The following is a 24,065-nucleotide window of genomic DNA, read 5'->3' as shown; positions in this document are numbered from 1 at the left end:
CCCGACGCCCAGCGCCACGCCAAACAAAAAGCGCCCTGCCGCAAAGTTCATTGCGGGGCGAGGCCCATCCCTTTACAGCCGCCTCAGACGATCTGGCCGCTTGGGGGCGATCCGCCGCCGCTCGAGCCGGACTGAGGAGCATCCGATCCGCCCATGGCAATCCTTGTCACCGGCGCCGCCGGGTTCATCGGCCACCATGTCACGCGCGCTCTGCTGGCTCGCGGCGAAGAGGTCGTCGGCCTTGACGACCTTAACCCCTACTATCCGCCGCAACTGAAGCGCGACCGTCTTGCGGCGCTCGCGCTGGCGCCCGGCGCAGATCGCTTCCGTTTCGTCGAGGCGGACATCGCGGACCACGTCGCCGTGGACCGCGGCCTGGAAGCTCAGCCAGTTGAGCGCATCGTCCATCTCGCGGCGCAGGCCGGCGTTCGCTACTCGATCGAAAACCCGCGAGCCTACGCCCGCTCCAATCTCGTCGGCCATCTGAACCTGCTCGAGCTCGGCCGCCGGCTTCAGGTCGCACACCTCGTCTACGCCTCGTCGTCCTCCGTCTACGGCGGCAACGACGCACTGCCCTTCTCGGTCGGCGCCCCCGTTGACCATCCGGTCTCGCTTTACGCTGCGACGAAGCGGGCGGACGAGTTGATGAGCGAAACCTACGCTCACCTCTACCGTCTGCCGCTCACGGGCCTCCGCTTCTTCACCGTCTACGGCCCCTGGGGACGGCCGGACATGGCGGTCTGGCTGTTCACCGACGCGATCCTCGCCGGGCGACCGATCCGCGTGTTCAACGGCGGCGACATGCGGCGCGACTTCACCTATGTCGACGACATCGTCGCCGGCGTGCTCGCGGCGCTCGACCGCCCTCCCCCGGATGACGGCGCGCCGAAGCCCGGCGGCAGCCGCGGCCCGCACAGCCTCTACAACCTCGGCAACAGCCGCTCCGAGAAGCTCCTCAGGCTGATCGAGCTGATCGAGGCCGCCTGCGGCCGCGAAGCGGTACGGGTCTTCGAGCCGATGCAGCCCGGCGACGTGAAGGACACCTTCGCCGACATCACGGCGACCACACGCGACCTCGGCTGGTTCCCGACCACCTCACTCGAGGGCGGCGTCGCGGCGTTCGTGCCTTGGTTCCGCGCGCGCCATGGCGTCTAACAGACGCGACGGCTAGACCTCCTTAATCGCTCTGTGATTATCATCCTCACGAGCCGCGAACAGCGCGGACGGCGGCGGCGTAACATGGCATGGCGGCGAAGGCCGATCTGGCGGACATTCTCGAGGCGGTTCTGAACCTGAAGGCGCAGATCGCCGCGCAGGAGCAGTTGATCCGCCAGCAGGCCGCGGCCTTGGAACACCGCCGGAAGACCTTCGAGCGCGCGTCGGAAGCCGCGAGCATCGGCGTCTGGGAGTGCGACCTCTCGACCCAGGCGCTGCGCTGGAGCGACGTGGTCTACGACCTGTTCGACTTGCCTCGCGGCTCCTTCATCGACCGCGAAGGAACGCTCGCACTTTACGTGGATGCCGCGCGCCGCGAGATGGAGGCCGCCCGCGCGGCGGCGATCGCGCAGCGTGACGGCTTTTCGCTCGACGTGCAGATCGTCACCGCCAAGGGGCGGCGGCGCGTCATCCGCATCACCGCAACGGTCGAATGCGAGAATGGAGCGCCGGCGCGAATCTTCGGCATGAAGCAGGACATTACCGAGGAGACGGCGCTGAAGGAGCGGATGCGCCACCTCGCGGAGTTCGACGCGATGACAGGTCTCGCCAACCGTAGCCAGTTTCAGGCTCGGCTCGACGCGATGGCTGCGTCGCAGTCGCCCGAGCACGGGTTCGGGGCCTTGGTTCTTGTGGACCTCGACGGCTTCAAGCAGATCAACGACACGCTCGGCCACGCGCGCGGCGACGCCTGCCTGACGGAAGCAGCGGGCCGGCTTAAGGAGGCGGCGCGCGACGCGGCGCTCGTCGCGCGAATCGGCGGCGACGAGTTCGCCGTGCTCCTGTCGGCGGCCAGCGCCGCCGTCGCCGAAGAACTTGCCGGCCGGATCGTTCGGGAGATCCGCATGGCGGTGGTCGCAGGCGGGATCAGCCTCCATCTCGGCGCTTCGGCGGGCGTCGCCCACGGCGACGGCACGCCGGAGGAGCTGTTTGCGCGGGCCGACGCCGCGCTCTATGCGGCGAAGGCCGGCGGCAAGGGGGCGGTCCGCGTCTACGGCGCGGGCGTCACGCCAGTCGCCGCCTGATCCTCTCGGCGGGCCGCGGACCGGTCACCAAAAGAGCGAGCCTCCGTCGCTCAATGGCCTGCACGGACGCTGTGTCATTATGCGTGGTCCCAGGCCGGCTTGCAGTTTCCGCCGGGGCGCTATGCAATGGCGCAATCGTCGCCTCTACCCTGGACGCTATCTCGCCCCTGACCTCGACGGCGCGCGGCGCGGCCGCGCGCGTCCATGTCCATTTCTCGATCGAAGGACTTATTCCATGTTCGCTTGCATCGGCTACGCCACCGAATCCGCTGATCAGCCGCTCGGGCCGTTCTCCTTCGAGCGACGCGACGTCGGTCCCACCGACGTGCGTATCGAGATCTCCTACTGCGGCGTCTGTCATTCGGATCTCCACACCGCCCGCAACGAGTGGAAGAACACCGTCTACCCCTGCCTGCCCGGGCACGAGATCGTCGGCAAGGTGGTCGAGGTCGGCGGCGAGGTCACGAAGTTTAAGCTCGGCGATCTGGCCGGCGTCGGTTGCATGGTGGAGTCCTGCCGCACCTGCGCGAGCTGCCAGGAGGGCCTGGAGCAGTACTGCGAGAACGGCTTCGTCGGCACCTACAACGGCGTCGAGAAGCAGACCGGCAAGGTGACCTTCGGCGGCTACTCGAAGGAAATCGTCGTGGACGAGGCTTTCGTGCTGCGGCTCCCAGAGAATCTCGACCTCGCGGCGGTCGCGCCGCTGCTGTGCGCCGGCATCACCACCTACTCGCCGCTCCGGCACTGGAAGGTCGGTCCGGGGCAGAAGGTCGGGATCGTGGGCCTCGGCGGGCTCGGCCACATGGGCGTCAAGCTCGCGCACGCGATGGGCGCGCATGTCGTGCTGTTCACCACCTCGCCCAACAAGGTGGATGACGCCAAGAAGCTCGGCGCTGACGAGGTGGTGATCTCAAAGGATCCGGACCAGATGGGCGCGCACGCCGGAAGCTTCGATTTCATCCTCGACTGCGTCGCGGCCCAGCACGACATCAACGAGTACCTCGGCCTGCTGAAGCGCGACGCGACGCTCTGCCAGGTCGGCGCGCCGGAGGATCCGCTGGCCGTCGCGGTGTTCAGCCTGATCTTCAAGCGCCGCAACTTCGCGGGCTCGCTCATCGGCGGCATCGCCGAGACGCAGGAGATGCTCGACTTCTGCGGCGAGCACGGCATTACGTCCGAGATCGAGATCATCCCGATCGCCGACATCGAGACGGCCTATTCTCGCATGCTGAAGAGCGACGTGAAATACCGCTTCGTCATCGACATGGCGACGCTGAAGGCCGCGGCCTGAGGCCATGATCGGTCAGATCGATCACCCCGTCATGCCGGCCTCCGCGCGCGGCGCATGACGGGGAGTTCGTCCGGCCGGCCGCGCGCTCGGGCCTGTCAGCGATGGTGCGGAGCGCAGCAGCGCCGGCTCACGTTCCGAGCAGGTGCGGCAGAACGAGGCGCACGTAGGGCGGGGACGACGCCGTGAGCGCGTCGACCGAACGCACGAAGACCACGCCGTCGAGCTCCGGCTCTGGGTCGGCGGCGAGGTGCGCCGCGATCCGTCGCTCGAGCTCGTCGGCGTTCAGGTCAGTTTCGTAGCGGCGGACGTAGGCGGTGACCTTCGGCGCGAACACGGCGAAGGCCTGAGCGCAGGGGCGCGCCAGCGGCGCGGCGAGGCCGGTCTCTTCTTGCAATTCCCGGGCGATCGAGCGCTCGAGATCGACCCGGCCGTTGACGACGTCGGACAGATCCGGCGTCCCGCAGGGGAAATAGGACATGCCGGCGGCGGCGGTGTGCGCCCCCATGCGGCCCATAAGCACGGCGCCGTCCGCCGTCACCACCGCGGCCGCGCCGAAGACGTTGCTCAGCCCGCGCGCTTCGCAGCGGAGGCGCCACCAATGGAACGCAGAGAACCCGATCTCGGCGTGCCGCGCGACGAGCCGGTTCGCCTCGACGCGAGCGTTCAGGGCGATCAGCACACGGCCGTCGAACAGCTTCGGCTTCGCCGCGATCTCGCTTGCCCAGTGGGCGGCGATCGCCGCCTCGTCCGCCGCGTCGAACGGGAGGTCCGCGGTCGTCAGGACGCCGTCGAAACCGGCGACCGGAATCACGCGCCCCGAAGCCCCCTCCCCTCCTCCATCACCCGCCATGGCGCAGCAAAGCTCCGGGATGCGCCAGATCGACTTCGGCGGTCAGCGGTAGGTGGTCGGACGCTTTACGGGCGAGCGGCGTGTTGTGGACGGCGAGGTTCTGCACCAGCCCGCGCGGCCAGCCGAGGATCCGGTCCAGCGGGAAGATCGGCCGCCGGGAGGGGAAGCTCGGCAGATGCGGATGCTCGCCGAACAAGGGCTCGAAGGCGCTGAGCGACGAGCGCCGCCCACGGCGCCACTCGTTCAGGTCGCCCAGGAGAATCGTGGGCATCGGCTTCAGCCAGCCGAAGGCCGCGACCAGCGTGTCGGCCTGGCTGACGCGCGAGCGCCGCAACAGGCCGAAATGCGCGGCGATGACGCGAAACGGCCCTTCGCCGAGATCGAGCTCGACGATGATTGCTCCCCGCGGCTCGACGCCGGGCAGCCGGATGCGCTGGCGGCGGTAGACGGACGGCTCGCGTTTCACCAGGAGCGCGTTGCCGTGCCAGCCATGGCCGCCGGGCGCGTCGGACTGAGCGAGCAGATGCAGCCCGGCCTGCTGCTTCACCACCTCGGGGTCCAGCAGGCCCAGCCGCTTGCCGAAGCGATGGTCGACCTCCTGCAGCGCGACGAGGTCGGCGCCGATCTCGCCCAGCACGGCGGCGATCCGGCCGGGCTCGACCTTGCCGTCCGTGCCGCGGCACTTGTGGATGTTGTACGAAGCGACCTTCACGGGCGGCGGCGTGTCCTCAGAGATACGGGGAAAGCAGGCGGGCGGTGGCGTCGCGCAGCTTCACGACGAACATCCGTCCGTCGACGTCGCCGAGCGTGACGGGATCGCCGCGCTTCGCGTCGATCAGTCCGGACAGCCGCGCCGCGAGCGCGGCGTCGTACAGCTCAACCGTCAGTTCGAAATTGAGCCGCAGGCTGCGGGCGTCCCAGTTGGCGCTGCCGATCAGGCACCACTCGTCATCCACGGTCATCAGCTTGGAGTGGTCGAAAGGGGGAGGCGAACGCCAGAGCCGACAGCCCGCCTCGATCAAGGGCCGGATGTGGGCGTCGGACGCCCAAGCCACCATGCGATGGTTGTTCTCGGCCGGCATCACCAGATCGACCTCCACGCCCCGCAGGGCCGCGAGCTGCAGGGCGGTGATGAGCTGCTCCTCGGGCAGGAAGTAGGGCGTCGCGATGCGGATGGTCTTGCGCGCTGCGGTGATCGCGGAGAGCAGCACCAACGCCAGCTGCTCCACGGCATGGTCGGGCCCGGAGGCCACCGCCCGCGCCGGCGCGCCGGGGATCTGACGCGCAGGCGGCCGCGTGCGCTCCGGCGTTTCCTCGCCGGTCGTGAAGGCCCAGTCGTCGTCGAAGCTGTCGGCGATCTGCTGCACCACTCCGCCGACGATCCGGAAATGCGTGTCGCGGACGGGGTGCCGCGTGGGCTCGGCCAGCACGTTCTCCGCCGCGATGTTCAACCCGCCGATGAAGGCGAGTTCGCCGTCCACGATCAGCGCCTTCTTGTGCAGACGCAGGTCGAGCAGCGGCATCTTCCATGGCCAGATCGAGTGCAGGAACCGCGCGGCGGGCACGCCCTTGGTCCGCAGCCGTCGGTAGGCCGGGGAAAGAAAAAAGCCGCCGCCCATGCCGTCGATCAGCACGCGCACCGTGACGCCGCGGCGGCGCGCGCGCGCGAGCGCCTCGATGAAGCGCAGGCCCGGCTTGTCCGCCCGGAAGATGAAGGTGGAGAGCGAGACGCTGGTCTTCGCGCCGTCGATCGCCGCCAGCATCTGCGGGTAGGCCTCGTCGCCCGACTGGAGCACGGCCTCGACGGTCCCCTCCTCCAGGTCCACGCCGGTGATGGCGCCGACAGCGGTCTTCAGCCTCTCAATGGAGCGCTCAGCGCCGCGTCCGCGCGCGCCATAGAGCCGGGGGCTTTTGAGGCCGCGCAACCGCTGCGCCTTGCGGTGCACGCGGTTGATCCCGAAGCCGAAGTAGAGCAGCGCTCCGAACACCGGGGAGAGCCAGACCACGCCGATCCAGCCGATCGCCGCCCGCACCTCGCGCTTCCGCAGCAGCGCGTGCACGGTCGCGGCGGACGCCGCCGCCAAATGCGCGGCGGTGACGGCGAGTTCGAACGGCTGGAGAGGTCCGGAGAAGATGGCGCGACGCTCCGCGAGAGATCCCACAGGGCGTTATAGGTCATCGCCGCCGCTTGGCCGCACCAGCCGCGCGGAGACGCGACGATAGGCCCTTCCTGCTCGAGGCGAGGGCTCAGAATCGCTCATCCCGCCAGTTCGGGACGGGGGCCGAACGGCGGGATGAGCTACGGGATGGATCGCCCCGGGACGTGACCCGGGGCGAGGGTTCAGCGCTGGTCGATCGTCGCCGGGATCGGCTCGCCCTTGGTCTTCCAGAGCGAGACCAGCACGCCGCCGGCGATGAGCGCGAGGGTGACGCCGAGCGAGATCGCGGGGTCGACCTTGCCGAAGAAGTGCGCCCAGAAGATCTTGGCGCCGATGAACACCAGCACGAGCGCCAGCGCGTACTTCAGGTAGGCGAAGCGGGCCGCCATCGCCGCGAGCGCGAAGTAGAGCGCGCGCAGGCCGAGCACCGCCATGATGTTCGCCGTGAACACGATGTAGGTGTCGGTGGTGATCGCGAAGATCGCGGGCACCGAGTCGACCGCGAACACGAGGTCGGCGACGTTGATCACGACCAGCGCCAGGAACAGCGGCGTCGTCCACAGCACGAGCTTGCCGGTCACCGGGTGCGGCTGACGCACGAAGAAGCGCTCGCCGTGGAGCTCCGGCGTCACGCGCATGCGCTTGGACAGCCAGCGCACCGCCTTGTTCTCGGAGAGGTCGGCCTCCTCGTCGCCGGCGAACAGCATCTTCACGCCGGTGAAGGCGAGGAAGGCGCCGAAGACCAGCATGATCCAGTCGTAGTCCTGCACCAGCGCCGCGCCGACGCCGATCATCAGGCCGCGCAGCACGAGCACCGCGAGGATGCCCCAGACGAGGGCGCGGTACTGGTAGCGCGCGGGGATCGCGAAGTAGCTGAAGATCAGCGAGATGACGAAGACGTTGTCGATCGAGAGCGCCTTCTCGATCGCATAGCCGGTGTAGTAGTTCATGCCGGCTTCGGGGCCCATCGACCACCAGATGTAGCCGCCGAAGGCGACCGCCACCGCGATGTAGAACACCGAGAGCTTCAGGCTTTCGGCAACGCCGAGCTCCTTGCCCTTGCGGTTGAGCACGCCGAGGTCGAAGGCAAGCAGCACGGCGACGAGGCCGAGGAAGGCCAGCCAGAGCCAGGCCGGCTTGCCGACGAATTCGGCGAGGAGGAACGACGGAACAAACTCCATCAAGATGATCTCTCACGGTCTGGGCGCGCGCGAACACAGGTCGACGCTGCGCCTTGGTTGAAGCGCAGGTCCGACATCGCGACCGTGAAGGGATCGCCAGAGGGGCCCGGACCGTTCTGGTGAGCCCAGACTTAGATCGAAGGCGCCGCAGCGCAAGATGGCGCGGCGCAAGTTCGCGAATCCGTGACCGGAGAAGGGCGCCGGCGCAGCCCTCACCGCGCCTCTCGCAGCACCCAGAACAGCCGCGGCCCCTCGCCGCGCAGGATCTCGAACGCACGCGCCGGCCGGCGGCGCGGCTCCTCGATCGTGATCTCGACGCGGAACGCCGGGCCGTAAAACGCCCCGAGCGGCGCTGTGGACCCGCCGCCGAGCAGCTGCTGGACCGCCTCCATCGACGCCGCGCCGCGCCGCCGCAGGCTCAGGATCTGGTCGAGCACGGGCCGGCCGAGGCCGGGCGTCGCGCGCAGCACCTCCGGCGGCGCTTCGAGCGCCGACACCCGGCCGCGCGGGTTCGCGACCGTGAGGAAGGGCTTCAGCGCCCGCGCCTCGGCGACGCCGACCCCGAGCACCTCGCGCACGTCGTCGACGGTCGCGAAGGCGTCGTCGGCGGGACCGGGGAGTCCGGCGGCGCCGTAGTCCCGCCGCTCGGCGCCCGCCCGGCCGCGCTTGCCGTCGGGATCGCGCCAGTCGACCACGCGATCGGCGAAGGTCTCGGCCGTCATCGAGGTCAGGCCGAGCGAACGCCAGAGGCCGGCGAGCAGCTTGGGATCGGCTCCGTTGAGGTCGACCTTGCCGGCCTCCGCCGCCGCCGACAGAGTCACTACGCCGGCGTCGAGCCGGAGCCGCTGGCCCGCGAGCTCCGATGGCGGCCGGCGCAGCGCGACGAGCTGATAGGCCGCGAACTCGAGGCCGGCGTGGACCAGCGCGTCCTCCGTCAGCCGGTCGCGCGCGAGCCGCGCTTCCGCGACCGAGGAGCGGACTAGCACGCTGGCGCCCACCACGACCGCGGCGAGCGCCGCGAGCACCGCGAGCGCCGACACCAGCACGAACCCGTCCCGCCCGCCCCGCATCAGCCGCGGTCCGGAGGGTCGGGCTGTTGCGGCCCGGGCTGGTCGGGCGACGCGGCGCCGGGCCTCGGCTTCTTCTTCGTGCTGCAGAAGGCGATCTCGGCCGCGGCGCAGCCGGGCTCGGTCTCCGCGACGATCGCGACGCGGCGGGAGCCGACCAGACGCTTGCTCGCCGGATCGAGCCGGTCGATCCGGATCGCCGCCGGCAGCAGGTCGGAGCGCGACCAGGCGTCGGTGATCAGCTCGCCGCCGCTCTTCAGGCGCTCCACGAAGGCGAAGCGCAGCTCGGCGTCCCCGAACGGCATGCGGTGCGGACGCGATAAGGCGACGTCGTCCAGGCTCTGCGCGCCCACCGGCAGCTCGCCCTCCGCCCTGAGCGCCGCGCCCGGCCCGTCGGCCTGATAGGCGACCACGACCGGTCGGGCCAGACCGTCCTGCTGCGGCGCCTCGACCACGAAGACGATGCGGTCCGTCTGGCCGTAGAAGGCGAAGCGCGGCTCCTGCGCGCCGGGAAACCTGCGGCGGGAGAGCTGCGCGATGTCGCGCGCCATGGCTGCGACCGCGAGCCGGCCGGCCTCGGTCGCCTCGACCCGCCCCGCGATGCGGTCCGCGACCCGCGACAGGCCTCCGCCCAGCGCCAGCAATCCCGCCAGCACCAGCGCCGCGAGCGTCAGCGTCGCGAGCGCCTCGACCAGCAGGTAGCCAGCCTCGCCGTCGGCTTGGCTCCGCCCTCTCCCAAGACGCGTCACGGCGCGGCCGCCGCGTGCAGGGTCTCAACCACCAGCGGCGGCCCAATCGCGGGCTCGACCTGGATGGTCACGCGCAGCGGCGTGAAGCGGCCGAGCGCGGCGTCGGCCGCCGCCTCGCCGGGCGCCCCTTCTCCAGCCTGCTGCGGGGCCCCGGCCGCGACCTGCACCGGGGCCTGCCCCGGCGCCGGAGGCCGGCCCGCCTCGCGGCCTGGAGCTTGAGCAGGACCTTGCGCAGGATCCGGCGGACCGGGGGGCGGCAGGGGAAGGTCGAGCGCCTCGCTCGTGACCGTGACGACGAGGCCGCGGTCGTCGCCGCGGCGAATGCCGACGCCCGGCGCCAGCGCGTCGAGCCGGTTCTCCAGAACGTCCCGAGCGACCGCCTCCGCCTCCAGCAACGCCTCGGCGCGCGCGAGCGCGGAGCGCGCGGAGACCACGCCGCGCTGGAGCGCGACCGCGACGGCGGCCACCACCGCGAGGGCCACCAGCGTCTCCACCAGCGTGAAGCCGTCGCGCCTGCCGCCCCTCGCCGCGGATCCGATGGTGCGCCTCATGGCTCGTCCGCGGTCTTCGGGCGGATCGAGACGCTGGAGGTCACCTCGTCGATCACGACGTCGATCCGCGCCGTGCGGGTGGCGAGCGCAAGAGTCCCCCCGGAGGAGCGTCCGTCGGGGTAGAACGCCACGCCGCCCTGCCGGAGGCCGGAGGCGCGCACCGCGAGCCCGCGCGAGAGGTCGACCACCTCCCCTGACGCGCCCGAGCGCAGGCGGGGGCCCGGGAAATCGACGCCCGCGACGACTGTGCGGCCGGCGCGCAGGGCGGCGGCGCGGTCGGCGCGAAGCAGCGCCGCGGCCTGGTAGGCCTGCGCGCGCAGACCGGCGTAGCTTTCCTCGATCCGCACGAACGGCAGCGCAAGGCCCGCCACGATCGCCATCACGGCGAGCGCCAGCATCAGCTCCACCAGCGTGAAGCCCGCGCGCGGGTCGCCGCGGTCAGTCGTTCGAGATGTCGGCGTTCTCACCTTCGCCCCCGCGCTGGCCGTCGGCGCCGAGCGAGGTGATGCCGTAGGGCTTGCCGCGCCCGGGCGTGCGGTATTCGTAAGGTTTGCCCCAGGGGTCCGCCGGGATGGAGCCCTGCTGCACGTAAGGCCCGGCCCAGCGACTCTCGCCCGCCGGCGCGCGGGCCAGCGCCGCCAGCCCCTCGGAGGCGGAGGGGTAGCGGCCCATGTCCAGGAAGTAGAGGTCGAGGGCGCTCGCGAAGGATTGGATCTGCAGCTTCGCCGCCCGCTCGCGCGAGCTCGAGAGGTAGCTCAGGACCCGGGGGCCGACGAGGCCCATGACGAGGCTCAGGATGACCAGCACGACGAGCAGCTCGACGAGCGTGAAACCGCCCTCGGCGTCCCGGTCGCGGCGGTTACGGCGGTGTGCGGCGAGGATCATGACGCGGTTCAAACCAATAGATCGTTGATGCTGATGAGCGCCGACATCACCGAGATGATGAGCCACGCGATGAGGCAGGCCACGACGATCATCATCGCCGGTCCGATCACGGCCGTCAGCCTGTTGAGCGCCGTTTCGAGCTTGGTTTCGTAGAACGCCGCGACGCGGGCGGCGCTGTCGGGCAGTTGGCCCGCCTCCTCGCCCACGCGCAGCATCTGCGTGACGTGCGCCGGAAGGAAGCCTTGGCGGGCAAGCGCGACGGAGACCCGCTCGCCGTGCCGGACGTCGGCAGCCGCGAGATCGATCGCGGCGCGCGCCGCCGGCGGGCGCACCACGTCGCGCACCAGCCGCAGCGCGGCGGTGATCGGCACGCCGTTCGCGAGCAGGATCGAGAGCGTGCGGCAGAAGGCGACGGTGAGTTCGTAGGCGAGAACCGTCCGCGTCAGCGGCGCCCGCGCCAGCAGGCTGACGAGCATGGAGCCGTTCCGGCCGATCCGGCTGAGCACGAGGCCAAGGACGAGCAGGGCCGCGGCTCCGCCGAAGACCAGGTCGACATTGACCCGGAACCAGCGCGACAGGTCGAACACCATCTTCGACGACGGCGACATGCGGCTCTGGAAGCCCTGCAGCGCGCCCTCGAACTGCGGCACCACGAACAGCAGCACGAAGCACAGCACGCCCACCGCCGCGACCGCGAGAAAGGCGGGATAGGCGATCGCCGACACGAACTTCCGCTTCAGCCTCTCGTTGCGCTGGCGCTCCGCGGCGAGGTCGCCCAGCGCCGCTTCGAGCCGGCCGGCGCTTTCCGCGACGGCGATGGTCTGGACGTAGACCGGCGGGAAGGTCTTGGGGTGCATCGCGAGCACCGCCGAAAAGCTCTTGCCGCCCGAAAGCTCGCCGTGGAGCTGGCGGATGAGCTTGGCGAGCCAGCGCCGCGACTCCATCTCAGCCAGGATCTGCAGCGCCTCGTCGAGCGTGACGCCGCCCTTCAGCATCATCGCGAGATCGAGCGTGAAGGCGGTGATGTGCTCCGGCGGCGGCTCCGGCGTCAGCATCTCACGCCAGGTTCGCCGCGGACCGCCGTGGGTCTCGCGCGCGTCGATCGGGGTGACGTTGGAGCGCTCGAGGTGGGCGAGGGCCTCGGCGCGGGAGGCGGCCTCCATGACGCCGGTGAGCATCTGGCCCGCCGCGCTGACCGCCCGGTATTCGAACGTGGCCATGGCTCAGCCCCCGCGCCCGCGGAGGATCGCGCGCGCCGGGATCATCCGAGGAGGCCCGGAGCCGCGAAGCCGGCCGCCGCCCACACGACCCAGACCGCCGGCGCGAGCAGAGCGCCGAAGGGAAGACGATCCTCGCGGCCGGCGCGGCGAAGACCCGCGACGACGAGGCCGGCGAGGCTCGCCGCGAACAGCGCGACCGCGAAGCCCGCCGCGCCGGCGAGGCAGCCCGCCGCGGCGGCGAGCTTCACGTCGCCAAGCCCCAGTCCGTCCCGGCCTCGCGCGCGGAAATAGGCCTCCCGGACAGCCCAGAGGAGACCGCCCGTCAGGACGACGTCGACCGCCAGCGCGCCAAGGACATCCGCGCTCCACCCGCCCTCGGCGAACCGGGCCGCGATCCCGAGCGCCGCCAGCGCCGCGGCGGCCTCGTTCGGAATGATGAAGCTGCGCGCGTCCCGCCAGGCGATCCACGCCGTCACCAGCGCCGCCGCCGTGGGCAGCAGGAGCGCGGGACTGCCGAGCCCAACCGCGACGGCTGCGACGAGCGCCGCGGCGCCAAGCGCGCCGTCGGTGCGGGAGGCGACGGCCTCGGCGTTCATCGTCCAGGCGTCACTTCGTGTAAGTCGCCGGGCGGGGGCCGCCCATCGACGTCAGGCGGGAGCGGAACTCCTCGGCCACCGACTGGGCGTCCTCGCCGCTGCGGATGACGACGGGGCGGATGAACACCACGAGCTCGGTGCGGTCCTTGGCGTTCGTGCGCTGGCTGAACAGGTTGCCGATGCCCTTCAGGTCGCCGAGGATCGGCAGCCCGTTCTTGCCGCGTTCGTTGCGCTTGCTGATGAGGCCCGCCAGCAGAACCGTCTGCCCGCTGACGACCGAGATGTTGCTCGCCACGCGGCGCTTGGAGATCGTCGGCGTCAGGGTGTCGGCGCCGCTCGCGACCGACGAGATCTCCTGCTCGATCTGCATCGTCACCGCGTCGTTCTGGCCGATGCGCGGGATGACGTTGAGGATGATGCCGGTGTTCTTGAACTCCACCTGATTGACCAGCGGGGAGTCGATGTTCTCGACGCTCTGCGCCTGCCGGGTCACGATCGGGATTTCGTCGCCGACCTGGAAGTTCGCGACCTGGTTCTCGGCGACCACAAGCGAGGGCGACGACAGCACCTCGACGTTCGTCACCCGGTCAAGCGCCGAGATCACCACATCGGGGTTGGAGTTGGTCCCGATCAGCAGGTTGAAGCCGGGCGTCTGCTTCGACAGCGCGTTCGCGGCGGTTCCGAACAGGCTGAACGAGCCGTTGTTGCGGCCAAGGCCCACGCCGCCGCTCTTCACGAAGTACTCGACGCCGTTCCTCATGTCGTCGTTGAGCTGCACCTCGGCGATCGTCGCGCTGATCGCGACCTGGAGCGGCGCGGAGTCGAGCTGCCGGAGGGCGGTCAGGATCTTCTGATAGGTGAAGCCGTCGGCGTAGGTCACGACGGCGTTGTTCGCCGGATCGGCGCTGATCAGCACCTTTCCGCCGCCGCGGTCGTCGCTCTGCCGGGACAGGTCGATGGTCTCGCCGCCGCTGCCGCCCGTCTCGGCGGCGGCGCTGGCGCCGTCGCCGAAGAACGGGCTGTTGAAGGGCGAGGAGCCCGCCTGCCCCGAGCCGCTCCCGGCGTTCGATCCGCGGTCGGACACGTTCGAGACCGAGCCGTTTCCGGAGGACGAGGAGGACGAAGAAGACGAGCCCGAACGGTTATCGGACATCAGGTCCGAGGCGTCGCCCGAGCCGCCGGTCGAGGAGCGCCCGCCGGTGGTCGCGGGGGCGCGGCCGCCGCCGTCGCCGCCCGCGCGGAACAGGCTCGTCATGATGCGGGCGAGCTCGCGCGCGTCGCGGTAGCGCGCCTTGTAGACGAAGACGTTGTCGCCTCCGGCCGCGCTCTCGCGGTCGAGCCGCTTCACCCAGGTCTCGGCGCGGCGCATCAGCGCCTGGGTCTTGGCGATCACCATCACCGCGCGCAGGCGGCCGATGGCCTTGAACTGCACGGCGCCCGCGCCCACGCCCTTCTCTTCGGCGTCGAACACGCGGCGAAGCTCGCCGACGACCGCTTCGGGCGTCGCGCGCCGCACCTCGTAGATGCCGACCGCCTGGTCCTGCATCCAGTCGGCGTCGAACGACATGATCGCCTGCACCGCCTCCGCCCGCTTCGGGCCGGAGCCGCGCACGATCATGGCGTTCCGGGAGGCGTCGACCTTCAGCCCGTCGGCGTCCACCACGAAGCCGGACACGAGCTGCGCCATGGTGCTGGCCGAGACGTGGCGCAGCGGCACTACAGAAAGACCATAGCCCGGCGTCGTCCGGTCCGCGGCCTCGGCCGCCCCGCCGACCGGCGAGGCGGCGGTGATCCGCATCGTGCCCCCGGTCTTGGTCATGGTGAAGCCGTTGCTCTGCAACAGCGCCTCCAGCGCGCTGAGCAGCTCCTCGGCGTTCATCGCCCGCGGCGACGAGATCGTCACCTGGCCGGCCACGTCGGCGCCCATGACGTAGTTGATCTTCAGCGCCTCTCCGAGAACCGCCTGGACGACGTTGCGCAGGTCGGCGTTTTCGAAGTTGAGGCGGTAGAGCGCGCCGGACCGGCCCTCGCCCTCCCCGCGCTCGGTCACGAGCCGAAGCGGCGCGCCCCCTGCCGGCTGAGGTTCGGACGCGAACGACGCGGCGACGGAGCCGGTGGCCTCGGACGAGACCGGCGCCGCAACGGCCTGCGCCTGCGCGCCGTCGGCGCGCGGCTGACGGGCCGACAGGTCGGCCATCAGTCCGGTCCGGACGATGCTGACGCCGCCATCGTTGGCGGGATCGACCGTCGAACAGCCGGCGAGCGCGAAAACGCACGCCGCGACCGCCAAACGCAGCGCCGCTACCATGATAAAGACCCCGAATGCACGCACATTCCCCAGGCGACATGAAGCAAGAAGACAAAGGCGAAGTCAAATTTTACAGTCGTCATTCGGTGCGTTACATGCGTTTCGGGGTTGACCTGAAGAATTCGGCGGCGACATTAACCACAAAATTTCGTAGTTTCCTCTCGTGGGCGTTGTGTCCAAGAAAATGAACAGATTCGTTGACGGGGCGGCGGTGACGCCGAAGCGAGACGGTAGCGTCGGCGTGCGACGGCGGCGCGACAGGGGCAGAGGCCGCGCTCCGGCGGCGTACGGCGTGCTACCAAGAAAGACGTATGCAGCCTGGCCGGGGGCGACCGCGGTTCGAGCGCGAGGCGACGGATGACGGCGCGGGACGTCCAAACGGCGGAGACGGGGGATGCGCAACCGCTCGCCCTGGCGCGGGAGCTGCGCCGGCGCGGCTTCGCGGCGGACGCGACCGGGGACCTCGAGTCGCTGTGGCGCTCGGGCGCGGTTCCGGCGTCCGACCTCGCCGACGCCGTCGCCGCCGCCTACGCGCTCCCGCGCCTGACCTTCGCGGAGGTGCAAGAGCGGAGGGGGCTGACCGAGGGGCTCTCGCGCCGCTACCTCCGGGACGCGCGCATCTATCCCTTCGACCAGGACGGCGCGCTCGCCGCGGCGGTCGCCAATCCCGCCGACGAGACGGCGATCGACTCCGTCGGCCTCGCGCTCGGCGCCCCGCCGCAGCTGGTCGTGCTCTCGTTCGAAGAGATCGAGCTGCTGTTCGAGCGTGACGCCGAGGCCGCCGCGGCCACCCTCTCCGCCGAGCCCGCGACGGCGGCGGACCGCGCAGAGACGGTCGAGGCGCTGCAGGATCTCGCCCGCGGCGCGCCGATCGTGCGCTCGATCGACCAGTTGCTCGAGCGGGCGATCGAGACCGGCGCGACCGACATCCACATCGAGACCGGCCGCGAGGAGGTGCGGGTGCGCTTCCGCATCGACGGCCGCCTGCGGGTCGAGCAGGTGTTGCCGAAGGGCCTCGCCGCCGGACTGATCTCGCGCGTGAAGATCCTGGCGGGCCTCGACATCGCCGAGCGGCGTCTGCCGCAGGACGGCCGCTCCAACGTCAGGATCGGCCGCCAGGAGGCCGACCTCCGCGTCGCCACGGCGCCAACGATGTACGGCGAGACCGCCGTGCTGCGCATGCTGCTGAAGGACGCGCGGCTGCTCGATTTCGACCGGCTGGGCCTCAGCCCGCGCGACCGCGCGACGTTCGAGGCCATGCTGGCGGAGCCGCACGGCATCGTGGTGGTCACCGGCCCGACCGGCAGCGGCAAGACCACGACTCTCGCCACCGCGCTCGCCGCTCTCAACGATCCCGCCCGCAAGATCGTGACGGTCGAGGACCCGATCGAGTACCAGATCGCGGGCGTGCACCAGACCCAGATCAAGCCGGCGATCGGGCTCACCTTCGCGACCGCGCTGCGTTCGTTCCTGCGCCACGACCCCGACGTCATCATGGTCGGCGAGATGCGCGACAAGGAGACCGCGGCGGTCGGCGCGCAGGCCGCGCTCACCGGCCATCTGGTGTTGACGACGCTGCACACCAACACCGCGGCGGACGCCGTCATCCGCCTCGCCGACCTCGGCGTGGAATCCTACCTGATCGGCGCCTCGCTTCGGGGAGTCATCGGCCAACGGCTGGTGCGCCGCCTCTGCGAGCGCTGCAAGCGGCCGGACGCCGCGGCCGACGACGACGCCCGCGCCTTCGCGGCGGCGCGCGGCCTGACGCTCCCGCCCAGGGCGTCGTTCCACCGCGCGATCGGATGCTCCGCGTGCGGGCAGTCGGGATACCGCGGCCGGATCGGCGTGTTCGAGGCGCTACGCGTCAACGACGCGGTCCGCGTCCTGATCCGCGAGCGCCCGGATCCGACGAGCCTGCAGCGCGCGGCGAGGGACGGCGGCATGACCAGCATGCTCGAGGACGGCGTCTGGAAGGCCGGGCGGGGGCTCACCACCATCGACGAGGTGCTCCGTGCGACCGGCTGACGGGAGCGCCCGCGGCGCCGACGCGAGCCCTTTGGCTGAGGGAGTTCGCCGCCGATGGCGCTGAAGGAGACGCTCGCCCAGGCGATCGACGCGATCGTCGACGCCGTCGCGCCGCTGGCGGCCCGCTTCGCGCGCGGGCCGCGGCGCGTGGCCGTGGCGGAGGACGGCGCGCTGGCGCTCTACGATGCGCCGCTCGGCGCGCCCGCGAAGCGCCTTGCCCTGAAGGACGGCGCGACGCGGGGGCCGGTCCAAGGCGAGCTCCGCCTTCCGGCGGGGGCCGTGTTGACGCGCACCCTGAGCTTTCCCGCGGCGACCCGAGACTACCTCGACGCCGTGATCGAGAACCGGCTCGAACGGCTCACCCCCTGGGCGCCCGAGCGGGTGCTCTACGGCTACCGCGCCTCCGACGCCGCCGACGGCTCGCTCGACGTGCGCTTCGTCGCCGCCTCCCGCGAAGTCGCCGACGGCTGGACCGCGAAGGCGGCGGCGATCGGCTTCACGCCGACGGCGCTCGGCGGCGGGGGCGAGCCGCTCGATGCGCCGCTGTCCGTGGACCTTTGGCGCGGGACGCGCGACCCGTTCCGCAGGCGGGTGCGGCGCGGCCTTGCGATCGCGGCGGTCGCCGTCGTGGGCGCGCTCGTTCCGCTCGCCGCCGGTTCCTACTGGGCTCTGCACCGTGCGGAAGAGCGGCTGGCGGACCTGGAACGACGGTCCCAGGCGGCGCGCCGGACGCTGATGCAGGCGAGCGGCGGCGGCGCGCGCGAGCGCGACCTGATGGCGGAGAAGCGGCCGGAGACGGCGGTCGTTACCCTGGTCGACAGGCTCGCCGCCGCCCTGCCCGACGGCACGGCGCTGCGCGACCTCGAGATCGATCCGGACCGCGTCCGGCTGGCGGGCGTCTCGAACGCCGCCCCCGAGCTGATCGGGCTGCTGACGTCGTCCGGCGCGCTGCCGGATGCCCGCTTCAGCGCGCCGGTGACCCGTAACGCCGACGGTCGCGACGGGTTCGAGATTGTCGGTCGGCGGCCGGCCGGCCCGAAGGTCCAGCCATGAGGCGGCTGATATGAGCGTGGGAAGCCTCGGCCGCGCGAGCGCCTCCGCGTCGTCCCGCGGCGTCGCGTTCTGGGCGCTGGTGACCGCGGCCGTCCTGCTGCCGCTCGCCGCGATCGTGCTCTCGGTCCTGAATGTCCTGCAGGCGACGGAGGTCGATCGGCTGGCCGCCGGACAGGAGGCGATCGTCGCCCAGCTCGAGCGACGGGTCGCCGCGGCCGGCGGCCCGACATCGACGGCGATCGACGCCTCCGCGATCTATGTGCCCGGCGCGACGCCGGCGCTCGCCAAGGCGGCGCTCCAGCGGTTGCTGACCGACGCCGTCGAGGCGACCGGCGGGCGGTTGATCGAGGCTCAGGACGTCGAGGCGCCGGGACAGGCGCAGGACCTGGTCGACGACCGCGTCCGGCTGCGCGTCACCTTCGACACCCGGAACGGCCCGCTGCTCGAGCTTTTGCGCCGGATCGAGACCGGCCTGCCGCTGCTGACGGTCGAGCGCCTCGAAATCCGCCGCCTCGACGCGGCGGCGGACGCCGATCCCGACGATCCGACGCTGCGCGTCGGCGTCGTGATCAATGGCCCGGGGAGGTTCGTCGCGGGATGACAACGATCCTTCAGGCCGTCCTGCCGGCTCTGCTCGCCGCCGCGCTTCCGGGTCTCCCCCTCGCCGCCTCAGCCCAGGGACCGGCGGAAGACAGACCGGCGCCGCCCGCCGCAGCTGCGCTCAACCCCCTGAACGCTCTGGGGCCGGACAGCCTGTCCGCGTTCCGCGACCGGCCGCTGTTCACCCCCTCGCGCCGCGCGCCGCAGCCGCCCGCCGCCGTCGAGCAGGAGCCGGAGCCCGAACCGGAGACCGCGACCGCGCCGCCGCCGGCCCCGCAGCCCAACCTGCGCCTCGCGGGCGTCATCGAGGGACCGGAGGAGACCGTCGCGGTCGTCGAGGACATGGGCTCGAACACGGTCAGCCAGCTCCGCCTCGGCGACATGTTGGACGGCTGGCTGGTGACGGCGATCGACTCGTCCTCGCTCCGCCTCACGCTCGGCGAGCAGGAGGGCGAGTACCGTCTGTTCGACCCCAATCAGACCGCACGGCCGAAGCTGGATCCGGACGAGTAGAACGCTCCGGTCCGAAGACGCGGTGAGCCAGAGCGGCCTCGCGTAGGCGCGCTCGATTGGCCTTCCACACTCGCCCCGGCTCGTCTCTGGGGCCCATTCGCCCGGAATGGCACAGTGGTTGGGTTTAGAGCTCTCCCGGAAGCCCAAACGGCTCTCGCGGTCAGAGGCGGCGGAGCCAGGCGTTCCAGTCGGGATGGTGGAACAGGGTGCGAGCGCGCATGTGCTTCCAGGTCCCGTACTTGTAGAAGTCGAAATCGAGGGTCGAGACCGCCTCCTGAATCATCGCCCAAGTCGACCATTTGAGGTCCCCCAGCGCCTTCAACACGGCGACCCGGGCCTCGACCTGCAGCGTGACGGCGCCGAAGTAGGCTTCCAGCATCTCGCGCTCCACCGCCTCGGGGAACGCCATCTCGTCAAACCAGCCGGCGATCTCGAACGAGCGCTCGTTGTTCGAGGCGTATTCGAAGTCGACGATCAGCACGCTGTCGGCGGCGTCGATCATGAAGTTGCCGGCGAGCGTGTCGTTCATACAGGGCGCGAGATCGATGCCGGAGGCGGTCAGGGCCGCCTTGGCCTCGGCGTAGCGGCGCATCAGGAAAGGCTGGTCGGCCGGCAGGCGGCCGCCGACCTGCTCCACCTGCGCGACATGCTCCTCGATCATGTCGAAGATGGTCTTCGTCAGGCCCAGAGGCTCGCTGTCGTTGAAGGCCTTGAGCGCCGCGACGGCGTTCCGGCGCACCGTCGGGCGCAGGAAGTCGAGGTTCGAGGAGGCGCGGTAGCCCTCCACGAAAGCGAAGATCTCGACGCCGAGATCAGGCAGGAAATCCACCACCTCAACGCCGAAGCCGCTGGCGTGGGCCTTGCGGCTGGCGTCGTTCGCCGCGAGGCGGTCGATGAACATCTCGGTGCCGCGGCCGGGCACCTTGAGGAAGTAGTCCCCGGCCTCCCCGACCGCGATGCGCCAGTTGGCGTTGCTGATGCCGCCGGACACGGGGCGGTAGCGCAGCGGCTCTCCCCGCCAGCGCGGCACGTCGGCGAGGATCGCCTCCAGCGCGCGTTCGCCCGCGCTCTCGCCCTCGCCGGGTCGTTTCCAGGTCAGCATGGCGGCCCGCTCCCTCCCTCTGCCGTGACGCCTCAGAGGCGCCGCAGCCAGACCTCGAACGCGCGGGCCGCGGCGGTCGCCCGCGCGTGCGACAGCCGCCACGTCCCGTACTTGTAGAACTCGACGCCGGTGCGGGGCGACGTGACGGCGCGCACGACGCCCCAGAGCCCCCACATCACGTCGTCGACCGCGCCGTAGAGCCGGCAGCGGTTGAGGACGCGCTCGTCGCAGGCGCCGGCGTAGGCCTCGAGCGCCGCACGCTGGTCCGCCTCGAAGCGGCAGGCCTCGTTCATCAGCGCGCCGACGTCGAACCAGGGGTCGTTGTCGCCCGCGAGGTCGAAGTCGACGAGCTGGACCTCGCCGGTCTCGGGCTGGAGCATGACATTGGAGGCGACGCCGTCGTTGCGGCAGAAGGCGAGATCGACGCCAGCCGCAGAAACCGCCTCGCCGATCAGGGCGCAGGCCGCGACCAGCCGGTCGGCGTCGTCCGGCAGCGGGGCGCCGGCGCTCATGGCCTCCGCGTAGAGCGCGGCGACGCGGGTGAAGGGGTCGAACCGCCGCCCGATCAGGCCGTCGCCGTGCAGCCGCTTCGTCAGCGAGAGAGCTTGGCCCAGAACGGCTAGGTCTTGGAGGTCGCCGACGCGGCCGTAGCGCCAGGGCTGATCGAGGAAATCGAGCGCCAGCAGGCCCTCGCCCTCGTCGACCACCGCCGGCCCGACGCCGAGCGCGGCAGCCTTGCGCGCGGCCTCCGCCGCCTGCGGCGCGACGTCGGCGGCGCAATCGTCGTGGCGGATCTTGAGGAACACGGAGCCGCCGTCATCGAGGTCGAGGCGCACGCCGTCCGACGCCACGCCGCGGTGCACCGGCGAGGCGACCGCGGCGGCCGCGAGCCCATAGCGCGTCACCTTGCCCGCCAGCCGGGGCAGCCGGGCGACGGCGGCCTCGACCCGCTCGTCGAAGGCGTTCGCGGCGGTTCCGAACGGGGTCATGCGGGACCTCCGGCAAGGGTCGCGCGTTCCGGCGAGCCGCCCGCTTGGCAGAGACGCCACGCGGCCTCGAGACAGAGGCGGAGGCCGTTCTCGATGTCGGCGCGCTCGGTGAACTCGCCTTCGTTGTGGGCGACGCCGCCGACGCTCGGCACGAAGATCAGCCCGGTCGGGCAGAGGCCGAGCAGGCTGATGGCGTCATGGCCCGCAACCGTGTCGATGTCGCGGTGACTGAGCCCCAACGCCTGCGCGCAGGCGCCGACGAGGTTGCAAACCTCGGTGGGCAGTTGCCGGATCGGGCGCTCCGAGCTTTCGGCCGTGACCGTGACCTTGGCGCGTTCCGCCGCTTCGACGATGGCGCGTACGCCGAGCGCGCCGGCCTCCGCCAGCACCGCGTCGTCGGCCGAGCGGATTTCCAGCGACAGCGCGACCTCGGACGGCACGACGTTGGCCGAGTTCGGCGCCACGAGGATGCGGCCGACGGAGGTGTGGACCACGCCCGGCCAGCGGTCGGCGATCGCGCGGGCCTCGGCGATGAGGTAGGCGGCGGCGAGCAATGCGTCGCGGCGGAGCGGCATCGGGCACGGGCCGGTGTGGGCCTGCTCGCCCTGGAACCGGACGTCGACCTTGATCGCCCCCCAGTTGCGGCGGACCACGCCGATGTTCGCGGCCGCGCTCTCGAGATGGAGGCCCTGCTCAATGTGGAGCTCGAGATAGCAGGCCGGGAGCGGCGGCGGCGCGTCCGTCCCGCGCTGGCCGATGGCGGCGAGCGCCTCGCCCAGCGTCACGCCGGCGTCGTCGGCGCGGGAGAGCGCGAAAGCCGCGTCGTGCTTGCCCGTGAAGAAGCCGCTGCCGAGCAGGCTCGGGCGGAAGCGGGCGCCCTCCTCGTTGGTCCAGTTCGCCGCGCAAAAATCGGCGTCGAAGCGCGCGCCCGCCTGTTTCGCCCGCATCAGCGCCGCGCCGACCGCCGCCGCCGCGACGACGCCGAGCGCGCCGTCGAAGCGGCCGCCGCGCGGCTGGCTGTCGAGGTGGGAGCCGAGCATCACGAGCGGCGCGTCGGCCCGGTCGGCGAGCGCGAACACGCCGTACTGGTTGCCGACGGCGTCGGTCCGCACCGTCGCGCCGGCCGCCTCGAGCGCCGCGGCGAAGACGCGCCGCGCCTCGCCGTCGGCGGCGCTGGCGCTTTGGCGTTCGAGGCCGCCGCGCGGGGTGGCGCCGCAGGCGGCGACGGCGTCGAACAGGCGATGGAAGTCGTCGACCGCCGCGTCGTCGCGCGACGGCGTCGTGAGGAGGGTCATGGGGTCCGCAACCGGGATTATGGGGGCGCGACGAGCCTGATCCGGGGCCGCTGCGGCCTATTAGGGCGAAGCTCCGCGCTCCGCGCAACCGCGATCCGCACCACGGCGACCGGATTTTAGGCGTGGCGCGTCAAAGAGCATCAAGGACGTGCTGCACACGCGAAAAAATGGTCTATCCATGCGTCCGACCGCCGAGCGCGGGCGGGATGGACGGTGCGGAGCGTGACGGTGACGAGCGAGCCCTGGCGGATCGGCGTGTTGTTCTCGATGACGGGCGTGACGGCCAACGTCGAGCGCGCCCAGCTCAACGCCACGCTGCTGGCGATCGACGAGATCAACGCGGCCGGCGGCGTCATGGGCCGCGAGCTCCAGCCGGTGGTCTATGACGGCGCCTCGGACCCCAAGCGCTTCCGCGCGCTCGCCGAGCAGCTGATCGCGGCGGACGGCGTCCGGCTGATCTTCGGCTGCTACATGTCGAGCGTCCGCAAGGCGGTGCTGCAGGCGGTGGAGCCCTTCCGCGGTCTGCTGTTCTACCCCACGCTCTACGAGGGCTTCGAGTACTCGCTGCAGACGATCTACACCGGCGCCGCGCCGAACCAGAACGCGTTCCAGCTCGCCAAGTACCTGCTTGCGCGCCACGGCCCGCGATACCTCTTCGTCGGTTCGAACTACGTCTACCCGTACGAGATCAACCGGATCATGAGCGACTTCGTGGTCCAGTCGCGTGGCAAGATCCTCGATGAGCTCTACATTCCGCTCGACGCCTCCGCGGACGACCTGAAGGGCGTAATCAAGCGGATCCGGAAGCTCGGCCCGGACGTGATCTTCTCGACCATCGTCGGCCAGGCGACCCCGGCGTTCTACGAGGCCTACGCCGACGCCGGCTTCAAGGCCTCCGACATGCCGATCGCGAGCCTCACAACCTCCGAGGCCGACGTCGCGGAGATGAGGCCCGGCGTCGCCGAAGGCCACATCTCGGCGGCGACCTTCTTCTCGACGCTCGGCTCGCCCGCGGCGCGCAAGTTCGTCGCGGCCTATCGCCAGCGGTTCGGCGCCGAGGCGCCAATCCCATCCGCAGCGGAGGCCGCCTACTTCCAGGTCCACCTCGCGGCCGCCGCGCTTGCGCGCGCCGGCGCGGACGACCCGCGGCGGGTGCTGGCGGAGATCATGGACGTCGAGATCGACGCGCCGCAGGGCCGCGTGCGCGTCGATCCGGAGAACCACCACACCTACCTCTGGCCTCGGGTGGCGCGGCTCGACGCCAAGGGCGCGTTCCAGATCGTCTGGAACCCCGGCGTGCGCGTGAAGCCGGACCCCTACTGCGTGACGCAACGGCTCGACGACTGGTCCGCGGACTTCGTCGAGCCGTCGCCCAGCGCGCGCTGAGGCCG

Annotated in this window: 23 protein-coding genes; 8 read left to right on the top strand and 15 right to left on the bottom strand. The window is 71.3% G+C overall.

Translation table 11 applies throughout. From position 1 onward, the window contains the following. Positions 1 to 153: 153 nt before the first annotated feature. From METY_RS18840 to METY_RS18830, 3 genes are all read left to right on the top strand, one after another. A complete protein-coding gene (locus METY_RS18840) occupies positions 154 to 1,155 on the top strand; it encodes an NAD-dependent epimerase/dehydratase family protein (protein WP_103122925.1) in 1,002 nt (333 codons plus the stop codon). A gap of 89 nt (positions 1,156 to 1,244) precedes the next feature. Next, complete coding sequence (locus METY_RS18835) at positions 1,245 to 2,240, top strand: diguanylate cyclase domain-containing protein (RefSeq protein ID WP_103122924.1); 996 nt, start codon at positions 1,245 to 1,247, stop codon at positions 2,238 to 2,240. Positions 2,241 to 2,475: 235 nt separating this feature from the next. Next, positions 2,476 to 3,531, top strand: coding sequence for an NAD(P)-dependent alcohol dehydrogenase (locus tag METY_RS18830; protein ID WP_103122923.1), 1,056 nt, complete (start codon positions 2,476 to 2,478; stop codon positions 3,529 to 3,531). A gap of 127 nt (positions 3,532 to 3,658) precedes the next feature. Here METY_RS18830 and METY_RS18825 read toward each other — a convergent pair whose 3' ends face one another. From METY_RS18825 to gspD, 12 genes are all read right to left on the bottom strand, one after another. After that, complete coding sequence (locus METY_RS18825) at positions 3,659 to 4,342, bottom strand: hypothetical protein (RefSeq protein WP_103122922.1); 684 nt, start codon at positions 4,340 to 4,342, stop codon at positions 3,659 to 3,661. A 28-nt stretch (positions 4,343 to 4,370) separates the two neighbouring features. Beyond that, the gene (locus METY_RS18820) at positions 4,371 to 5,093 is read right to left on the bottom strand and encodes an endonuclease/exonuclease/phosphatase family protein (RefSeq protein WP_103122921.1); all 723 of its coding nucleotides are present in this window, start codon (positions 5,091 to 5,093) and stop codon (positions 4,371 to 4,373) included. Between the two features lie 16 nt (positions 5,094 to 5,109). Beyond that, entirely contained in the window at positions 5,110 to 6,543 is a 1,434-nt protein-coding gene (locus METY_RS18815) for a phospholipase D-like domain-containing protein (protein ID WP_103122920.1), read from the bottom strand. Positions 6,544 to 6,722: 179 nt separating this feature from the next. Continuing rightward, complete coding sequence (locus METY_RS18810) at positions 6,723 to 7,721, bottom strand: TerC family protein (protein ID WP_103122919.1); 999 nt, start codon at positions 7,719 to 7,721, stop codon at positions 6,723 to 6,725. A gap of 212 nt (positions 7,722 to 7,933) precedes the next feature. Beyond that, on the bottom strand, positions 7,934 to 8,791 hold the full coding sequence (locus METY_RS18805; RefSeq protein WP_103122918.1) for a general secretion pathway protein GspK: 858 nt from the start codon (positions 8,789 to 8,791) through the stop codon (positions 7,934 to 7,936). Then, a complete protein-coding gene (locus METY_RS18800) occupies positions 8,791 to 9,537 on the bottom strand; it encodes a hypothetical protein (RefSeq protein ID WP_103122917.1) in 747 nt (248 codons plus the stop codon). The genes METY_RS18805 and METY_RS18800 overlap by 1 nt, the downstream gene beginning before the upstream one ends. Then, positions 9,534 to 10,088, bottom strand: a complete 555-nt coding sequence (locus METY_RS18795) for a prepilin-type N-terminal cleavage/methylation domain-containing protein (protein ID WP_103122916.1) — start codon at positions 10,086 to 10,088, stop codon at positions 9,534 to 9,536. The genes METY_RS18800 and METY_RS18795 overlap by 4 nt, the downstream gene beginning before the upstream one ends. After that, a complete protein-coding gene (locus tag METY_RS18790) occupies positions 10,085 to 10,555 on the bottom strand; it encodes a prepilin-type N-terminal cleavage/methylation domain-containing protein (RefSeq protein ID WP_103122915.1) in 471 nt (156 codons plus the stop codon). The genes METY_RS18795 and METY_RS18790 overlap by 4 nt, the downstream gene beginning before the upstream one ends. Beyond that, the gene (gene gspG / locus METY_RS18785; protein WP_103122933.1) at positions 10,527 to 10,973 is read right to left on the bottom strand and encodes a type II secretion system major pseudopilin GspG; all 447 of its coding nucleotides are present in this window, start codon (positions 10,971 to 10,973) and stop codon (positions 10,527 to 10,529) included. Before gspG ends, METY_RS18790 begins: the two co-directional genes overlap by 29 nt. An 8-nt stretch (positions 10,974 to 10,981) precedes the next feature. After that, positions 10,982 to 12,193, bottom strand: coding sequence for a type II secretion system F family protein (locus tag METY_RS18780; RefSeq protein WP_103122914.1), 1,212 nt, complete (start codon positions 12,191 to 12,193; stop codon positions 10,982 to 10,984). Positions 12,194 to 12,234: 41 nt separating this feature from the next. Further along, positions 12,235 to 12,789: a prepilin peptidase gene (locus tag METY_RS18775; protein ID WP_103122913.1), complete on the bottom strand. Its 555-nt coding sequence runs from the start codon at positions 12,787 to 12,789 to the stop codon at positions 12,235 to 12,237. Between the two features lie 10 nt (positions 12,790 to 12,799). After that, the gene (gene gspD / locus METY_RS18770) at positions 12,800 to 15,097 is read right to left on the bottom strand and encodes a type II secretion system secretin GspD (RefSeq protein ID WP_103122912.1); all 2,298 of its coding nucleotides are present in this window, start codon (positions 15,095 to 15,097) and stop codon (positions 12,800 to 12,802) included. Between the two features lie 357 nt (positions 15,098 to 15,454). On the opposite strand from gspD, the gene METY_RS18765 reads away from it, so the two are divergent. Genes METY_RS18765 through METY_RS18750 form a run of 4 tightly spaced genes read left to right on the top strand, consistent with a single transcriptional unit; the run spans position 15,455 to position 19,288 of the window. Further along, positions 15,455 to 17,122: a GspE/PulE family protein gene (locus tag METY_RS18765; protein WP_103122911.1), complete on the top strand. Its 1,668-nt coding sequence runs from the start codon at positions 15,455 to 15,457 to the stop codon at positions 17,120 to 17,122. Positions 17,123 to 17,176: 54 nt separating this feature from the next. Further along, entirely contained in the window at positions 17,177 to 18,175 is a 999-nt protein-coding gene (locus tag METY_RS18760; protein WP_103122910.1) for a PilN domain-containing protein, read from the top strand. Positions 18,176 to 18,185: 10 nt separating this feature from the next. After that, complete coding sequence (gspM, locus tag METY_RS18755; RefSeq protein ID WP_103122909.1) at positions 18,186 to 18,776, top strand: type II secretion system protein GspM; 591 nt, start codon at positions 18,186 to 18,188, stop codon at positions 18,774 to 18,776. Next, positions 18,773 to 19,288, top strand: a complete 516-nt coding sequence (locus METY_RS18750) for a hypothetical protein (RefSeq protein WP_103122908.1) — start codon at positions 18,773 to 18,775, stop codon at positions 19,286 to 19,288. Before gspM ends, METY_RS18750 begins: the two co-directional genes overlap by 4 nt. Before the next feature lie 160 nt (positions 19,289 to 19,448). On the opposite strand, the gene METY_RS18745 is transcribed toward METY_RS18750, so the two are convergent. The 3 genes from METY_RS18745 to METY_RS18735 are packed head-to-tail and all read right to left on the bottom strand — an operon-like array spanning position 19,449 to position 22,674. Next, positions 19,449 to 20,390, bottom strand: coding sequence for a choline kinase family protein (locus METY_RS18745; RefSeq protein WP_103122907.1), 942 nt, complete (start codon positions 20,388 to 20,390; stop codon positions 19,449 to 19,451). 32 nt (positions 20,391 to 20,422) lie between these two features. Beyond that, positions 20,423 to 21,379 (bottom strand): phosphotransferase family protein, encoded by a 957-nt coding sequence (locus METY_RS18740; protein ID WP_103122906.1) that lies wholly within the window; start codon positions 21,377 to 21,379, stop codon positions 20,423 to 20,425. After that, positions 21,376 to 22,674: a Zn-dependent hydrolase gene (locus METY_RS18735; protein ID WP_103122905.1), complete on the bottom strand. Its 1,299-nt coding sequence runs from the start codon at positions 22,672 to 22,674 to the stop codon at positions 21,376 to 21,378. Before METY_RS18735 ends, METY_RS18740 begins: the two co-directional genes overlap by 4 nt. A gap of 222 nt (positions 22,675 to 22,896) precedes the next feature. Here METY_RS18735 and METY_RS18730 point away from each other — a divergent pair, with 222 nt between their 5' ends. Further along, on the top strand, positions 22,897 to 24,060 hold the full coding sequence (locus tag METY_RS18730; protein ID WP_103122904.1) for a transporter substrate-binding domain-containing protein: 1,164 nt from the start codon (positions 22,897 to 22,899) through the stop codon (positions 24,058 to 24,060). The last annotated feature ends 5 nt before the right edge of the window (positions 24,061 to 24,065 follow it).

This window comes from Methylopila sp. Yamaguchi (assembly GCF_002897035.1).
Taxonomy (GTDB): Bacteria; Pseudomonadota; Alphaproteobacteria; order Rhizobiales; family Methylopilaceae; genus Methylopila.
This window is presented reverse-complemented; position numbering and strand designations above follow the sequence as displayed.

Bases quoted from the DNA above. Each gene is read 5' to 3' on its own strand.
- METY_RS18840 (WP_103122925.1), top strand. From the start codon at position 154: ATGGCAATCCTTGTCACCGGCGCCGCCGGGTTCATCGGCCACCATGTC.
- METY_RS18835 (WP_103122924.1), top strand. From the start codon at position 1,245: ATGGCGGCGAAGGCCGATCTGGCGGACATTCTCGAGGCGGTTCTGAAC.
- METY_RS18830 (WP_103122923.1), top strand. From the start codon at position 2,476: ATGTTCGCTTGCATCGGCTACGCCACCGAATCCGCTGATCAGCCGCTC.
- METY_RS18810 (WP_103122919.1), bottom strand. From the start codon at position 7,721: ATGGAGTTTGTTCCGTCGTTCCTCCTCGCCGAATTCGTCGGCAAGCCG.
- METY_RS18805 (WP_103122918.1), bottom strand. From the start codon at position 8,791: ATGCGGGGCGGGCGGGACGGGTTCGTGCTGGTGTCGGCGCTCGCGGTG.
- METY_RS18795 (WP_103122916.1), bottom strand. From the start codon at position 10,088: ATGAGGCGCACCATCGGATCCGCGGCGAGGGGCGGCAGGCGCGACGGC.
- gspG (WP_103122933.1), bottom strand. From the start codon at position 10,973: ATGATCCTCGCCGCACACCGCCGTAACCGCCGCGACCGGGACGCCGAG.
- METY_RS18780 (WP_103122914.1), bottom strand. From the start codon at position 12,193: ATGGCCACGTTCGAATACCGGGCGGTCAGCGCGGCGGGCCAGATGCTC.
- METY_RS18775 (WP_103122913.1), bottom strand. From the start codon at position 12,789: ATGAACGCCGAGGCCGTCGCCTCCCGCACCGACGGCGCGCTTGGCGCC.
- gspD (WP_103122912.1), bottom strand. From the start codon at position 15,097: ATGGTAGCGGCGCTGCGTTTGGCGGTCGCGGCGTGCGTTTTCGCGCTC.
- METY_RS18765 (WP_103122911.1), top strand. From the start codon at position 15,455: ATGACGGCGCGGGACGTCCAAACGGCGGAGACGGGGGATGCGCAACCG.
- METY_RS18760 (WP_103122910.1), top strand. From the start codon at position 17,177: ATGGCGCTGAAGGAGACGCTCGCCCAGGCGATCGACGCGATCGTCGAC.
- gspM (WP_103122909.1), top strand. From the start codon at position 18,186: ATGAGCGTGGGAAGCCTCGGCCGCGCGAGCGCCTCCGCGTCGTCCCGC.
- METY_RS18750 (WP_103122908.1), top strand. From the start codon at position 18,773: ATGACAACGATCCTTCAGGCCGTCCTGCCGGCTCTGCTCGCCGCCGCG.
- METY_RS18745 (WP_103122907.1), bottom strand. From the start codon at position 20,390: ATGCTGACCTGGAAACGACCCGGCGAGGGCGAGAGCGCGGGCGAACGC.
- METY_RS18740 (WP_103122906.1), bottom strand. From the start codon at position 21,379: ATGACCCCGTTCGGAACCGCCGCGAACGCCTTCGACGAGCGGGTCGAG.
- METY_RS18735 (WP_103122905.1), bottom strand. From the start codon at position 22,674: ATGACCCTCCTCACGACGCCGTCGCGCGACGACGCGGCGGTCGACGAC.